The organism is Pseudomonas sp. ZL2 (assembly GCF_054788455.1).
Map to the genome: position 1 here is coordinate 21,130 of NZ_JBGOGX010000050.1, position 14,987 is coordinate 36,116.

The window sequence follows — 14,987 nt, forward strand, 5'->3', positions numbered from 1 at the left end:
GTCAGATCCCCAGTTCCTGGCGCTGCCGGCGCAGGTGCTCCGGCATCTCCTTGTAGACATCCTCGAACATCGAGGCCGGGCTCGGCATCTGGCCGCCAGCCAGGGTGCCGTACTGCTCGGCTTCTTTCTGCGCCTTGATGATCTCGGCCTCGAGCTCGGCGCTGACCGCCTGGTGCTCTTCTTCGGACCAGTGACCGATGGCGATCAGGTGCTGTTTGAGGCGGGCGATCGGGTCGCCCAGGGGGAAGTGACTCCAGTCGTCGGCCGGACGGTACTTGGACGGATCGTCCGAAGTCGAGTGCGGGCCGGCACGGTAGGTGACCCATTCGATCAGGGTCGGGCCGAGGCCCAGGCGGGCGCGTTCGGCGGCCCAGCGGGAGGCCGCGTACACGGCGATGAAGTCGTTGCCGTCGACGCGCAGGGAGGCGATGCCGCAACCCACGCCACGACCGGCGAAGGTGGTCGATTCACCACCGGCGATGGCCTGGAAGGTGGAGATCGCCCACTGGTTGTTGACCACGTTGAGGATTACCGGCGCACGGTAGACGTGGGCGAAGGTCAACGCGGTGTGGAAGTCCGATTCGGCAGTGGCACCGTCACCGATCCAGGCCGAGGCGATCTTGGTATCGCCCTTGATGGCCGAGGCCATGGCCCAGCCGACCGCCTGGACGAACTGGGTCGCCAGGTTGCCGCTGATGGTGAAGAAGCCGGCTTCGCGCACCGAATACATGATTGGCAGCTGGCGGCCCTTGAGCGGATCGCGCTCGTTGGACAGCAGCTGGCAGATCATCTCCACCAGCGACACGTCGCGGGCCATGAGGATGCTTTGCTGGCGATAGGTGGGGAAGCACATGTCGCTGCGGTTCAGGGCCATGGCCTGGCCGCTGCCGATGGCTTCTTCACCCAGGCTCTGCATGTAGAACGACATCTTCTTCTGCCGCTGGGCAACCACCATGCGGCTGTCGAACAACCGGGTCTTGAGCATGGTGCGCATGCCCTGGCGCAGGATCTCGGGGCTGACGTCCTCGGCCCAGGGGCCCAGGGCATTACCCTTGTCATCCAGCACCCGGATCAGGCTATAGGAGATGTCCGCGGTATCGGCGGCTTCTACATCGACGGGAGGTTTACGGACCTGACCGGCATCGTTCAGACGCAGGTAGGAAAAATCGGTCTGGCAGCCTGGCCGGCCTGTAGGCTCGGGCACATGCAAACGCAGGGGGGCGTACTCGTTCATGCTTTTTTACGCTCGCTCTGTCTTGTGTTTTTGTTGAGCTTTGAAGCGGTCGCTACTGACACCCGGCTTGTGACCATGGAGTCAGTCTTGTCCTACATGATATTCCGGCGCCTGAAGAATATTTTTCTCAAGTTCGTTGCCTTTGCTTCGGCTTGCGGATAAACATTCCTTATAAAGACAAAAAACAGGTGATTTTCTCTCATGCGTAAACTGGATCGTACGGATATCGGCATTCTCAACAGCCTCCAGGAAAATGCCCGGATCACCAACGCCGAGCTGGCGCGCTCGGTGAACCTCTCGCCGACACCCTGCTTCAACCGGGTCAAGGCCATGGAAGAACTCGGGGTGATTCGCCAGCAGGTGACCTTGCTGGCGCCGGAGGTGCTGGGCCTGGATGTGAATGTGTTCATCCATGTCAGCCTGGAGAAGCAGGTCGAGCAATCCCTGCATCGTTTCGAGGAGGAAATTGCCGAGCGCCCGGAGGTCATGGAGTGCTACCTGATGACCGGCGACCCTGATTACCTGTTGCGCGTATTGCTGCCGAGCATCCAGGCCCTGGAGCGCTTTCTCGACTACCTGACGCGCTTGCCGGGGGTGGCCAATATCCGTTCGAGTTTTGCCCTGAAACAGGTGCGCTATAAAACCGCGCTGCCGCTGCCGGCCAATGGCCTGACCCTGCCAGGCTAGGCTGTGTAGAAAATTACGTTCATATCGTCCGTTTGGCGCTTGAAATTTCGAACGCCCGGTGCCTATGTTGTAACCGTCGCCGTTCCCGGCATGCGAAAACAACAAGGATAGAGTCATGACGACCAATGGCCAAAACTCACTCGCCGAGCGATTGACGGGCATTGATGAGATCGAGTGCATTACCCCGGACCTCAATGGAGTGCCGCGGGGCAAGGTGATGACCGCTGAAGGCTTTCTCGAAGGCCGCCGCCTCCAGATGGCCCGCGGCGTCCTGCTGCAATGCATCATGGGCGGTTACCCGGCGGCGCGCTTCTATGGCAGCGACGATGGCGACCTGGCGCTGGTGGCCGACCCGCAGCACATCTATCGCCTGCCCTGGAGTGATGAGCCGCGGGCCCTGGCGATTTGCGATGCGGTCGAGCTCAACGGCGAAAGCTCTGGACTGTCCAGTCGCGGCCTGCTCAAGGCGGTAATCGCTCGTTACGCCGCCCGTGGCTTGGCGCCGGTGGTGGCGACCGAGCTTGAGTTCTTTGTCTTCGCCCCCAACAGCGATCCCAACCAGCCGTTCCTGCCGCCGCTGGGCAAGGACGGTCGTCGTGAAGAGGGCCATTCGGCGTTCAGCGTCAGCTCCAACAATGGCCTGCGTCCGTTCTTCGCTGAGGTCTATCGCTGCATGGCCGCCCTGGGTCTGCCGCGCGATACTTTCATGCACGAGATGGGCGTCAGCCAGTTCGAGATCAACCTGCTGCACGGCGACCCGCTGCTGCTGGCCGACCAGACCCTGCTGTTCAAGCACCTGCTCAAGGAAGTTGCGCTCAAGCATGGCCTGACCGTGGTGTGCATGGCCAAGCCGTTGGCGCACACGCCGGGTAGCTCCATGCACATTCATCAGAGCGTGGTGGAGGTGGATGGCGGGCGTAATGTCTTCAGCGATGCCGAGGGCAAGCCGACGCCGACCTTCTATCACTTCATCGGCGGCCAGCAGGCCTGCATGGCGGATTTCACTGCCCTGTTCGCGCCGAACGTGAACTCCTACCAGCGCCTCTGCCACCCCTACGCCTCGCCCAACAATGCCTGCTGGTCCGAAGACAACCGCGCGGCCGGCTTGCGTATTCCGGCCAGTTCACCCGTGGCGCGACGGGTCGAGAACCGTCTGCCAGGCGCTGATACCAACCCGTACCTGGCGATTGCCGCAAGCCTGGCGGCCGGCCTGTACGGTATCGAACAGCAGCTTGAACCGGCGCCAGCAATCCAGGGCGAATTCGCGGTGCCGGATCATTTGAGCCTGCCATGTACCTTGCATGCGGCATTGGAGCGTCTGAAGCGTAGCGAGCTGGCGCGGGAACTGTTCGGCAAGGAGTTCATCGAAGGTTACATCGCCACCAAGACCCTGGAGTTGACCAGTTTCTTCGATGAGATCACCCCGTGGGAGCGTCGCGTACTGGCAGCTCAGGCGTAACCCGCGAGGCGTTTTTGACGCAGTGCTCGGACAATTCAAAAGCAGGTGGCAGACATTCTTCGATAAGCGTCTGCCACCTGTTTTTTTATGCCAGCCGCCTGCAACACGGTTTTTTTCACTTATGCTTTCAAGCAGTTTTTCCACCAGCTCAAGGAGCCGTTCGGGACGCTGATGCGACAGATCTGGAAGTCTTTTCGCGCGCTGTATTTCGCTGCGCTGATGATGTTGATCGGCTCCGGCTTGTTGAGTACCTACCTGGCCTTGCGCCTGGCGGCCGACCACGTCGACAGCCTCTGGGTCGGTGCGCTGATGGCCGCCAACTATTTCGGCCTGGCCCTGGGCGGCAAGATCGGCCACCGGCTGATTGCCCGGGTCGGGCATATCCGTGCCTATGCCACCTGCGCCGGGATCGTCGGCGCGGCGGTGCTCGGCCATGGCCTGGTCAGCTGGCTGCCGGCCTGGGTGGTGCTGCGGATCATCGTTGGTCTCGGCATGATGTGCCAATACATGGTCATTGAAAGCTGGCTCAACGAGCAGGCCGATGCCAAGCAGCGGGGCGCGGTGTTCAGCGGCTACATGATCGCTTCGTACCTGGGCCTGGTGCTCGGTCAGTTGATCCTGGTGGTGCATCCGCAACTGGGTCTTGAATTGCTGATGCTGGTGGCCATGTGCTTTGCCCTGTGCCTGGTGCCGGTGGCGCTCACTCGCCGGATTCACCCGGCGCCGCTCAGACCTGCGCCGATGGAGCCGCGCTTCTTTATCAAGCGTGTGCCGCAGTCGCTGAGTACGGTGCTCGGTGCCGGGCTCATTGTCGGTTCCTTCTATGGCCTGGCGCCTTTGTATGCGGCCAAGCAGGGGCTGAGTACCGAGCAGGTGGGTCTGTTCATGGGGTGCTGCATTTTCGCCGGGCTGCTGGTGCAGTGGCCGCTGGGTTGGTTGTCGGACCGCTACGACCGCGCGGTGCTGATTCGCAGCGTTGCGGTGGGCCTGGCGATTGTCGCCTTGCCGCTGGCGATCATGCCGGCCGTGCCGTTGGAGGTGCTGTTTGTCGCGGGCTTTGCGGTGTCGCTGCTGCAGTTCTGTTTGTACCCGCTGGCGGTGGCGTTTTCCAACGACCACGTCGAGGGCGAGCGACGGGTTTCGCTGACGGCAATGCTGCTGGTGACCTATGGCGTGGGGGCGAGTATCGGGCCATTGGTGGCCGGGGTGATGATGAAGCTGCTGGGCAACCAGATGCTCTATGCCTTCTTCGTATTCTTTGCTCTGGTGCTGGTCTGGCGGATCCGGCCGAAAGCGGTTACCGGTTTGCACCAGGTCGACGATGCGCCGCTGCATCACGTGGCAATGCCGGCGGCAGGTTCACCCTTGTCGGCAGCGCTGGACCCACGGGTTGACGAGCAGGTGGTGCAGGATCAGATGCAGACGCCGGTGGCAGCCGAGGATACCGAGGCGGAGGAGGGGGCTGAAGCTGAAGTTGTGGCTGAAGAGGTCAAACCGACGCAGGTGTGATGGAGTGGTCGGGGCCGCGTTGCGGCCCGTCGCCGGCAAGGCCGGCTCCCACGTATGCAGCGCACCTGTGGGAGCTGGCGTTGCCAGCGATGGGTTGCGACTCAGTAATCGTCTTTATCGAACCGCCGCGCTTCACGCTGCAGCTGATACACAAAGGTTTCCACCTTGCGCTGCATCTGCCCGTTGAGGTTGTGAAAGCGTACGCCGGCAAAAGTGGCATTGATACGCTCTTCGAAATGCAGATGGCGCAGCTCGACCTCGACCTGGGACAACCCCAGTGGTGCGCCGGTGGCGAACTTTTCGTAGACCTGGCCCAGTTGCAGGCGCTCTTCGACATTGCCTTCAAAGCGCAACTTGCAGCCAGTGGCGGAAATATCCAGCAGCTTGCCGCGCAAGGTGCCATTGCCCTTGAGCTTGTCGCCGTCGAGTGCCACATCCACCAGTTGGGTAAGCTTCAGCGCCGCGCGAAACGCATTGCGGCGCTGATGGTAGGCGACCTCGGTCGGCAGGGTGCCGCGGTAGCAGCGATGGCCGTCGGCTTCGACGATGCTCAGCGGGGTGTTGCACTCCCAGGCAATGCGCACGCCATCATGAAAGCCTTCAACGCGAAACGGTTCGCCATTTTGCAGGTAGCGTTCGCCGTCGCGAGGGATCATTTCATCAAGGGCCAGGCGGTTGCCTTCGCGGTCGACTTCAACGACATAGCTTTGAAAGCGCTGGCTGCGTTCGTGGAAGGTGATGATCAGCGGGTCATGGCTCTCTAGCAGCGACCGCAAGTTGGCGGCAATTTCCAAAGGGGTGGTGAGCACCTTCGGAGGCTGCGGAGCTTCTGCTTCATTGAACACGGTTAATCATTCTCCAGGCAAAATCGTCACACGCAAGTTACGGCATTTTGCCAGTATGTTCCGTGCCTTGATACAGGGGAATCAAGCCTGGCTCAGCGCCCGTGGCTTGGCGAGGGGAGAGGTGGCCCCACGGCTGTCGTAGAGCGACGGCGCTTCGCCGCCCATGAGGATTCTGATCTGGTTGGCGGTGGTGCTTTGCTGGAGCTGGATCGAGCGGCCATTGCGCTCGTTGACTGCCTGGCAGTCAGCCAGCAGTTGGCCCAGTACATCCAGTTGCTGCAACAGCAACTCGCCGAAGGATGACTCGCTGGCCAGTTGGGCGACGCCCTCGCGGTCCTGGGACAGGCCCAGGCCTGCAAGCAGCTCACTACGCTGGCGGCCATGCTGATCGAGGAGGATCACCAGCGACTGCTTGCGCGCCAGAATGTTTTCCAGCAGCGGCATGTCGCGGCCGTGCAGGGCTACATTCTCGGTCTGCAGTAATTCGAGCAGTTCTTGCGCTGGAGCAATATCGTTTTCGATCAGTTGCAGCAGAGTAGTGTCGTGCATGGCTGGCTCTTTGGTTCAAGCGTCCTGAAGTCAGCGCGCCGGGGGCTAGCGCTGGGCTTCGAAATTAAGCAGTTTGCTGGCGACGCGGTTGCTGTCGACCTGGTAGCTGCCGTCGGCGATAGCCTGTTTCAACTCGGCCACCCGGGCGCTGTTGACAATCGGCTGGTCGCGCAGCTTGTCGCTGACCTTTTGCAACTGCTGGGCCTCGTGGCTGAGGTGTACGGTTTCCCCGCTGGCGCTGTTCTCAACGACGCTGCCAGCCTTGGCCGAAGCGGTGCTGGCGGTGCTTTCCTGGCTGCTGCCGGTACGCACGCCGCCCGCAACGGACGGGGAGTTATTCAAACGACTGAAGTCGATGACCATGATCAGAAAACCTCTGGGTATTTGGACGCTTGCCTTGTTTTCGGCCAACCCGAAAGAAACTTTAGGCGCAAATGCTCAATGGCGTGCGCGGCCGGTTCGGGGCATCCAATGGGACACAGTTTAGGAAAAGCAGTTCCTGATCGCCAGCATTGTTGTTGATTCAAGTACCTACATGGCCACTTCCACCTGGCCCGGCCCGGTGACCCTGGCCTTGACCACCCGCTTGGAGTTGAGGTTGCGTACCCGGATCTGTTCGCTCAGGCCGCCCTTGCTCAACGCTTCGCCGGGCATGCGCACGGCCAGGCTGCCGCTGCGGGCGGTTATCACCACCTGGTCACCCTTGCGCACCACCTCGGCCTGTTCCAGATGCTGGGGGGTAAGGACCTGATCCATGACCGTTGGTCGGATAACCTTGAGCCCTACCGCCTGGTCGAGGCTGCCGAGAAAACCCTGGTTGAGCATGCCCACGTCGCGTTCACGCAGGGCCACGTCCTGTTCGCCGACGATGCTGTCGCGCTTGAGCGGGCGAACCACGGTCACCACATTGCGAAACAGACGTACCTGGGCGGGCACGAACACCGTCCACGGTGAACTGCCGTCGCAACGAACCCGCACGGTGACGCGGCCCATCGGCTGCGCCGGGCTCTCCAGCGCGGCGCCCAACTGCTGGTCGCACAGCGGCATGCGCAGGCGCGGATCGAGGTTGTTGACCTGGATCTCGTAGCGGCCTTCGGTCTGGCTGGTGGCCAGGTAATCTTCTACGGTGAATTCAAGAAACCCCTGGGTGACACCGATAAGCTGTTCAGGCAAGGTGAAAGCGTCAGCCAGAGTTCGAGCGCCAGGGGCCAGCAGGCACAGCGCAGCAAGGAAGCCGGGCAGGTGGCGGGTCAGGCGTCGGAAAAATGTCGTTTTCATGTTCATACGATTAAAAAAAGCAAAGCGCGTGCCGACTGGGTACGAAGCTCGAAGCGTTTGGTGAAGGAGTCTGGCATGGCTGGTGTAATGGATTCGGTGAACCAGCGCACGCAACTGGTAGGGCAGAACCGCCTGGAGCTGCTGTTGTTCCGTCTCAATGGCGAGCAGCTCTATGGCATCAACGTGTTCAAGGTGCGGGAAGTGCTGCAATGCCCGAACCTGACCGTAATGCCCAAGTCCAGCCCCGTCGTGCGCGGTGTCGCGAATATTCGTGGGGCAACCATCCCGATCCTCGATCTGGCGATGGCGACCGGAATGCCCGGTCTGAGTGAAGAAACCAGCAAGAGTTTCGTCATCATCACCGAGTACAACACCAAGACCCAGGGGTTTTTGGTGCATTCGGTGGAGCGCATCGTCAACATGAACTGGGAGGAGATCCATCCGCCACCCAAGGGCACCGGGCGCGATCACTACCTGACGGCGGTGACCCGGGTCGACAACAAGATGGTCGAGATCATCGACGTGGAGAAAATCCTCGCCGAAGTGGCACCGACCTCCGAGGCGATTTCCGCCGGTGTGGTGGATGCCGAGGTACAGGACAAGGCGGTGATGCTGCGGGTGCTGACAGTCGATGACTCGTCGGTGGCGCGCAAGCAGGTCAGCCGTTGCCTGCAGACCGTCGGCGTCGAGGTGGTGGCGCTCAACGACGGCCGTCAGGCGCTCGACTACCTGCGCAAGCTGGTCGACGAGGGCAAACGGCCGGAAGAAGAATTCCTGATGATGATCTCCGACATCGAGATGCCGGAGATGGACGGCTACACCCTGACGGCCGAGATCCGCAGCGACCCGCGCATGCAAAAGTTGCACATCATCCTGCATACTTCGCTTTCCGGGGTGTTCAACCAGGCGATGGTCAAGAAGGTCGGTGCCGATGACTTCCTGGCCAAGTTCCGCCCGGACGACCTCGCCCAGCGCGTTGTTGATCGGATCAAGGCCACGCACTAACGGCCAGGAGCGTTCGCTCCTGGCGGTACATACGATTTAAGAGGCGGCATCATTGTCTACGGGTAATTTGGATTTCGAACAGTTCCGGGTCTTCCTGGAAAAAGCCTGTGGCATCCTGCTGGGCGAAAATAAGCAATACCTGGTCTCCAGCCGTCTCAACAAGCTGATGGAGCAGCAGGGCATCAAGTCCCTGGGCGAACTGGTGCAGCGTATCCAGAGCCAGCCGCGCAGTGGTTTGCGCGAGCAGGTGGTCGATGCCATGACCACCAACGAGACCCTCTGGTTTCGCGACACCTATCCATTCGAGGTGCTGAAGAACAAGGTGTTGCCCGAGCAGATCAAGGCCAACCCCGGACAGCGCCTGCGCATCTGGTCGGCGGCCTGCTCGTCGGGGCAGGAGCCGTACTCGATCTCCATGGCTATCGACGAGTTCGAGCGCAGCAACATTGGCCAGTTGAAGATGGGTGCGCAGATCGTTGCCACCGACCTGTCCGGCTCGATGCTGAACAACTGCAAGACCGGCGAATACGACAGCCTGGCGATTGCCCGCGGCCTGTCCCAGGAGCGCCTGCAACGTTACTTCGACGTCAAGGCGCCGGGGCGCTGGGCGGTCAAGGCGCCGATTCGCAGCCGTGTCGAGTTCCGCTCGTTCAACCTGCTCGACAGCTATGCGAGCCTGGGCAAGTTCGACATCGTGTTCTGCCGCAACGTGCTGATCTACTTCTCGGCCCAGGTCAAGAAGGACATCCTGCTGCGCATTCACGGCACGCTCAAGCCGGGCGGATACCTGTTCCTGGGCGCGTCCGAAGCGCTCAACGGTTTGCCGGATCATTACCAGATGGTCCAGTGCAGCCCGGGGATCATTTACCAGGCCAAGTAAGCGACGGTTCATGCATGCAGCAAGGCCGGCATCGCCATCAGTGGGTGCCGGCCTTGTTTGTGTCTGCAGGTCAGAATTGATAGCGCAGGGTGGCTGATAGCAAATTGGCGTCGAAGCCGGACTTGCCGTAGTAGTCGTAATCGAGTCCCAGGCTGGCTGCGCCAAGGTGGTAGTCAACGCCGATGCCAGCTTCGTAGCTGTCCCGGGCGACAGCTGCGCCATGACTGGCAAAGGTGCTGCTGCCCAGTGCGAAGCTGGATGTGGTGCGTGCCTGGTCAGCGGCGAAATCATGGTAGGCCATCAGGCGGGCGTGGGGTTCGAGTGTTCCGCTGCCGACTGCGTGGCGGCTGGCGGCGCGCAGGCCGGCACCCAGTTCGATGGCTTCGTATCGTTGGTCGTCGACCTTCAGTGCCGCGGCGGACCCTTTCTCGCGATAGCTGTCGAGTGTGACCAGGCTGTAACGGGCCGTCAGGCGCGGCTCGACCAGCACGTGCGGAGTAATGCGGTAGGTGTAGCCAGCTGTCAGGTTCAAGCCCAGCAGGTCGCTGTCGTAATCGGATTTGGCGCGGCTGCCGGCGATGTCTCGCTTGCTCTGGTTGCTGTTCAGGCCATAGGTCAGGCTGGCGTCGACAAAGTAGTTGTCCTGGGTGAAGCCGCCGTACAGGGTGAAAGCTTGGCTGTCGACTTCGCTGGCGTTGCGATTGCTGCCGTTCAAGGTGGTGGTGATGTAGCTGTAGGTCAGGCCGGCTGTCAGTTGCTCGTTGATCCTGGTGTCGGCACCAATGGCAATGCCTCGGCTGTAGGCGTTGTAACCCTGGATGCTGTCACGGCGGCTTTGTGCGGCATCGTTGTACAGGCCTTGTATCCATAGCCCGGATGGCTGTGAGTCCTGCTCGCGCAGTTGAGCGCTGCGCCGGTTGGCTGCCTCGCTGTTCAGGCGCTGGCTGGTCATTGCTGCCTGGGTGGCGCCGCCATTGATCTCTGGGGTCAGTTGGCTGGCCAGTTGGGCCAGTTCGCGCTCGTCGCTGTTGGCGAATGCCTGCAGTAACGGGTTGCTGGCCTCGAGAGTTGCCAGCACTCGGTCGCTGGTAAAAGCGTTGAGTGCTGCGCGTGTGTTGCTGGTGGCGCCTTGGCGCAGCAACATCTGGTCTATCGCGTCCTGGCCTTTGCCGGTGACCGTTGCCTGGATGCTGTGCTCGTCGAAACTGTAACTGTCGACGCTCAGCAGGGCGGAACTGCTGACAACGTCCAGGGTGTTGTTGGCAATGCTCAACTGGTCGGCGCGCAGCAGAATATAGCGGCTGCCCTGGGCGCTGAAGTCGCTGCCGGTGGCCGTGAGGCTGATCTGGCTGTTGGCGCCGAAGGCGGCGGTTTCACTGACGTCCAGTATCGGGGTGTCCGGCCGGGTAGTGCTGCTCAGGGTCAAACTGAGTGATGAGCCCTGGTTGATGCCCAGGTTGCCGTCAAGGGTGGTATGGGCTGATTGCAGTTGCAGGTTGCCGGTGCGCTCGAGAAAGCCCGAGCCGACAGATAGCCAACCCTTTGCTCCGAAGAGTCCTGGTTTGTTGACCTCGATGAGGCTGCCATCAACGCGCACATCACCCAGTACCTGGATGTTGCTCAGGCCTTTGAGGTTGCCGCGCACGCTGCTTTGATCATTCAGCGTGACATTGACCTGTCGATCCGTTGCGCTCGCATCGATGGCATTGCCGGTCGCAAACAGGCTGCCGGTGTTGATGAGGGTCAAGGGTTGCCGGTCCCGGTCGGGGCCCCAGACCGGGTCGTCCGTTGCTACGTTGACGCTTGCATCGACTATTGCAATGGCGGTCTGGGTGGCGCGGATGGTGCCATTGTTGATGATCTGATTGTCTTGATGAAACGCTACGCCATCGATCAGTAGGCCGGTTGCACCCTCGCCGCTGGCGTCCAGGGTGCCCTGGTTGATGAATCTGTCGAGTTGCAGGGGCGCGTTGCCATCGCCTGCCAGGCGCATGGCTACTGTGTCAGGGCCGATAACCTGGATGCTGCTCTGGTTTATCAGGTTGCCCTGGAGATTGCCGCCGCTCAGGTTCACGCCTGTCATGCCGGGCCCTGTCGTATGGACTGCACCGGTCAGCTCGAGGTTTTCAGTGCTGGTCAGGCGGGTCGCGGTAAAGCCTTGTTCCGCCAGTGCTAGGGTCTGTGCCTGGGCGGGCAGGGCGCTGGTGACAGCCAGCGCCAGGACGGATCGGTTGAGCAGTGAGCGTGGCACGCGTTTCTTCCTTGAGAGGCGTTTGCAGTGCTGCCGATATTAAACAAGTGGTTCGTGCTTGGGTAAGGTTCGCTAGTGTCGCAGTGCCAGCGATTGCCGCTTTGCTGACACCCGGCGGAAATCCTTTGCCGCTTTTCTGGCATTGCCGCCACCGGCAAACTCCTCAAAGCCCCGTATTTACGGGGTTTTGTTTTTTGGCATGGCTCTTGCTCTAGCTCAGTCAACGAAAAACCTTCGAAGGTTTCCCCGACATGAGCATCAGCTTCGACAAAGCGCTCGGCATCCACGAAAAGGCATTGGGCTTTCGCGCCCAGCGTGCCGAGGTGCTGGCCAACAACATCGCCAACGCCGATACGCCCAACTACAAGGCGCGCGACATGGACTTCGCTTCGGTTCTGGCGGCCCAGGCCGAGCAGACCAGCAAGGGTCATTTCGCGCTGGATCGTACCAACGCCCGGCACATCGAGGCCGAAGGCCTGAGCATGGGCGACGAGTCCTTGCAGTACCGCACGCCGATGCAGCCGTCGATCGATCAGAACACCGTCGATGCCCAGCTCGAACAGTCGAGCTACGCGGAAAACGCCGTGGGCTTCCAGGCCAGCTTCACGCTGCTCAACAGTAAATTCAAAGGGCTGATATCGGCCCTGCGCGGAGAGTAAGTCATGTCCCTCGCCAGTGTCTTCAACATTGCCGGTAGCGGCATGAGCGCCCAGACCACGCGTCTGAACACCGTCGCTTCGAACATCGCCAACGCCGAGACCGTCTCGTCGAGCATCGACCAGACCTACCGTGCCCGTCACCCGGTATTTGCCACCACCTTCCAGCAGGCCCAGGCCGGTGTCAGCCAGTCGCTGTTCCAGGACCAGGATGCTGCCGGCCAAGGCGTGCAGGTGCTCGGCGTGGTCGAGGACCAGAGCAATCTCGAGGCGCGCTACGAGCCGAACCATCCGGCAGCGAACAAGGACGGCTACGTCTACTACCCGAACGTCAACGTGGTGGAAGAGATGGCTGACATGATCTCCGCCAGCCGCTCGTTCCAGACCAATGCCGAGCTGATGAACACGGCCAAAACCATGATGCAGAAGGTCCTGACCCTGGGTCAGTGATAAGGGACGAAGCCAATGGCAAGCGTTAACGATCCAACAGCCGGCGTAAGCCTGAACGACGTCATCAAGGCGTCGGGCAAGAAGAACAGCGAAACCAGTGCCAACAGTGCCGCCGGTATCGCCTCGGCCACCAACAGCAAGACCGGCGCCAACAAGCAGGCGCTTGGCAAGGACGCGTTCCTGCAGTTGCTGGTGACCCAGATGCAGCACCAGAACCCGCTCGATCCGCAGGACAACAGCGAGTTCGTGGCCCAGTTGGCGCAGTTCAGCAGCCTGGAAGGCATCACCTCGCTGAACGAGTCGGTGACCGCGATTTCCGGCAACTACAAGTCTTCGCAGGCACTGCAGGCCTCGTCGCTGGTCGGTCGCTCGGTGGTTGCCCAGACCGACAAGGCCGTGGTCGATACCACCAAGAGCCTCAATGGTTCGGTGGTGGTTCCGCAGGCGGTCAGCAATGCCACCGTCACCATTACCGACAAGGATGGCAAGTTGGTCAAGACCATCGACATGGGGGCGCAGAAGGCCGGCAATGCCTCTTTCGTCTGGGACGGTACCAACGACAAGGGCGAGAAGGTCGATCCGGGTACCTACACCTTTGCCGCCAAGACCACCGTCGATGGCAAGCAGCTGGACATGTACACCATGCTGCCGGCCACCGTCAGCAGCGTCACCATCAGTCAGACTGGCGGCGAGATGATGCTCAATCTTGCCGGCCTGGGCAGCATCGCCCTGTCCAAAGTCCAAACCATCGGTATATAGAGCCGGCTAACGCGGCACAAGGAGTGAAAGATGTCATTCAATATCGGCCTTAGCGGTCTCTATGCAGCCAACAAGCAACTGGACGTGACCGGCAACAACATCGCCAACGTCGCCACCACCGGTTTCAAATCGTCGCGCGCGGAATTCGCCGACGTCTACTCGGCCAACAAGCTGGGCGTTGGCACCAGCAACATCGGTAACGGTGTGCGCCTGGCAGCGGTATCGCAGCAGTTCAAGAACGGTGAAATCAACAACACCGGCAACGTGCTGGACATGGGCATCCAGGGTCAGGGCTTCTTCGTGCTGAGCGACAACGGCTCGCTCAGCTACACCCGCGCCGGTGCCTTCCAGACCAACAAGGACAACTACGTCGTCACTGCTGACGGCCTGCGCCTGCGCGGCTACGGTGTCGATGAAAACGGCAAGATCATCAACGGCGTGCTGACCGACCTGAAGATCGATACCTCGGCGCTGGCGCCCAAGAGCACCACTTCGATCGACCAGGGGTTGAACCTGAACTCGTCGGACAAGATCATCCCGGCGGCCACCACTTTCAGCCCGACTGACGAAAACAGCTGGAACAAGACCTTCGCCACCAAGATCTACGACAGCCAGGGTAATGAGCACGTCATGGATCAGTACTACGTCAAGACCGGGACCAACACCTGGAAGTCGTACACCCTGATCGATGGCCGCAACCCGCTGAACCCGGCCGAAGAGCCGCCAAAGGCGCTGGAAGGCACCATCGAGTTCAACTCCGACGGTAGCGTCAAGACCATGACTGCCGGTGCCGCGGGCTCGGGTTACGAGGTGGTCAACAAGGTCTTCAAGTTGACCGGCTGGATCCCTGCCGAAGTGACCAATCCGAATGCCAAGCCTCCGGTCTGGGGTACCAACGGTTCGGCCGCCAACGCTGGCGGCATCGCCATCGACATGACCGACACCACCTCGTACAACACCCCGACCACGCGCCTGTCGCAAAGCCAGGACGGTTACGCTACCGGGATTCTGTCGAGCCTGAGCATCGACTCCAGCGGCGTGATGTTCGCAAGCTTCAGCAACCAGCAGTCGCGCGCCATCGGCCAGGTCGCCATCGCCAGCTTCGCCAACGAGCAGGGCCTGCAACCTATGGGTGGCACCCGCTGGACCGAAACCTACGCGTCGGGTATTCCGGGTATCGATGCGCCGAAGACCGGCACCCTGGGCGCTATCGCTTCCAACTCGCTGGAAGACTCCAACGTAAACCTGACCAACGAGCTGGTCGAGCTGATCAAGGCGCAGAGCAACTACCAGGCCAACGCCAAGACCATCTCGACCCAGAGCACCATCATGCAGACCATCATTCAGATGACCTGATGCGGGTGTGAGGTAATCGGTGTGAGTGGACCCCTTTCTCGGAAGGGGTCTTGCATTTCAGGGGTATCG

15 protein-coding genes are annotated in these 14,987 nt (G+C 61.1%); 9 read left to right on the forward strand and 6 right to left on the reverse strand.

Translation table 11 applies throughout. The features are described from left to right. Position 1: 1 nt before the first annotated feature. Positions 2-1,234, reverse strand: coding sequence for a 3-methyl-2-oxobutanoate dehydrogenase (2-methylpropanoyl-transferring) subunit alpha (locus ABM562_RS23135; protein ID WP_115088110.1), 1,233 nt, complete (start codon positions 1,232-1,234; stop codon positions 2-4). A gap of 201 nt (positions 1,235-1,435) precedes the next feature. Here ABM562_RS23135 and bkdR point away from each other — a divergent pair, with 201 nt between their 5' ends. From bkdR to ABM562_RS23150, 3 genes are all read left to right on the forward strand, one after another. After that, a complete protein-coding gene (bkdR, locus tag ABM562_RS23140) occupies positions 1,436-1,921 on the forward strand; it encodes a Bkd operon transcriptional regulator BkdR (protein WP_045189126.1) in 486 nt (161 codons plus the stop codon). A 217-nt stretch (positions 1,922-2,138) separates the two neighbouring features. Then, positions 2,139-3,380, forward strand: coding sequence for a glutamine synthetase family protein (locus ABM562_RS23145; RefSeq protein WP_177414891.1), 1,242 nt, complete (start codon positions 2,139-2,141; stop codon positions 3,378-3,380). 171 nt (positions 3,381-3,551) lie between these two features. Beyond that, on the forward strand, positions 3,552-4,889 hold the full coding sequence (locus tag ABM562_RS23150) for an MFS transporter (RefSeq protein WP_115088504.1): 1,338 nt from the start codon (positions 3,552-3,554) through the stop codon (positions 4,887-4,889). Between the two features lie 101 nt (positions 4,890-4,990). Here the strand turns inward: ABM562_RS23150 and ABM562_RS23155 are convergent, their stop codons facing one another. The 4 genes from ABM562_RS23155 to flgA all read right to left on the reverse strand — a co-directional run bounded on the left by ABM562_RS23155 (position 4,991) and on the right by flgA (position 7,567). Further along, positions 4,991-5,734: a flagellar brake protein gene (locus tag ABM562_RS23155; RefSeq protein ID WP_115088108.1), complete on the reverse strand. Its 744-nt coding sequence runs from the start codon at positions 5,732-5,734 to the stop codon at positions 4,991-4,993. Positions 5,735-5,815: 81 nt separating this feature from the next. Continuing rightward, entirely contained in the window at positions 5,816-6,283 is a 468-nt protein-coding gene (locus ABM562_RS23160; protein ID WP_134063626.1) for a flagella synthesis protein FlgN, read from the reverse strand. 45 nt (positions 6,284-6,328) lie between these two features. After that, positions 6,329-6,646, reverse strand: coding sequence for a flagellar biosynthesis anti-sigma factor FlgM (flgM, locus tag ABM562_RS23165; protein ID WP_115088106.1), 318 nt, complete (start codon positions 6,644-6,646; stop codon positions 6,329-6,331). Positions 6,647-6,814: 168 nt separating this feature from the next. Then, positions 6,815-7,567, reverse strand: coding sequence for a flagellar basal body P-ring formation chaperone FlgA (gene flgA, locus ABM562_RS23170; protein ID WP_115088105.1), 753 nt, complete (start codon positions 7,565-7,567; stop codon positions 6,815-6,817). A gap of 69 nt (positions 7,568-7,636) precedes the next feature. On the opposite strand from flgA, the gene ABM562_RS23175 reads away from it, so the two are divergent. Then, positions 7,637-8,566 carry a chemotaxis protein CheV gene (locus tag ABM562_RS23175; protein WP_010224956.1) on the forward strand — a complete coding sequence of 310 codons (930 nt, stop codon included), beginning with the start codon at positions 7,637-7,639 and terminating at the stop codon, positions 8,564-8,566. A gap of 52 nt (positions 8,567-8,618) precedes the next feature. Further along, a complete protein-coding gene (gene cheR, locus ABM562_RS23180; protein WP_115088103.1) occupies positions 8,619-9,446 on the forward strand; it encodes a protein-glutamate O-methyltransferase CheR in 828 nt (275 codons plus the stop codon). 70 nt (positions 9,447-9,516) lie between these two features. On the opposite strand, the gene ABM562_RS23185 is transcribed toward cheR, so the two are convergent. Next, positions 9,517-11,697, reverse strand: a complete 2,181-nt coding sequence (locus ABM562_RS23185) for an autotransporter family protein (RefSeq protein WP_460423462.1) — start codon at positions 11,695-11,697, stop codon at positions 9,517-9,519. Between the two features lie 251 nt (positions 11,698-11,948). On the opposite strand from ABM562_RS23185, the gene flgB reads away from it, so the two are divergent. The 4 genes from flgB to flgE are packed head-to-tail and all read left to right on the forward strand — an operon-like array spanning position 11,949 to position 14,918. Then, positions 11,949-12,356, forward strand: coding sequence for a flagellar basal body rod protein FlgB (gene flgB / locus ABM562_RS23190; RefSeq protein WP_115088101.1), 408 nt, complete (start codon positions 11,949-11,951; stop codon positions 12,354-12,356). Between the two features lie 3 nt (positions 12,357-12,359). After that, complete coding sequence (gene flgC / locus ABM562_RS23195) at positions 12,360-12,803, forward strand: flagellar basal body rod protein FlgC (RefSeq protein WP_010224960.1); 444 nt, start codon at positions 12,360-12,362, stop codon at positions 12,801-12,803. A 15-nt stretch (positions 12,804-12,818) separates the two neighbouring features. Then, a complete protein-coding gene (gene flgD / locus ABM562_RS23200; RefSeq protein ID WP_115088100.1) occupies positions 12,819-13,562 on the forward strand; it encodes a flagellar hook assembly protein FlgD in 744 nt (247 codons plus the stop codon). Between the two features lie 30 nt (positions 13,563-13,592). Further along, positions 13,593-14,918: a flagellar hook protein FlgE gene (gene flgE, locus ABM562_RS23205; RefSeq protein WP_134063622.1), complete on the forward strand. Its 1,326-nt coding sequence runs from the start codon at positions 13,593-13,595 to the stop codon at positions 14,916-14,918. Positions 14,919-14,987: the final 69 nt, after the last annotated feature.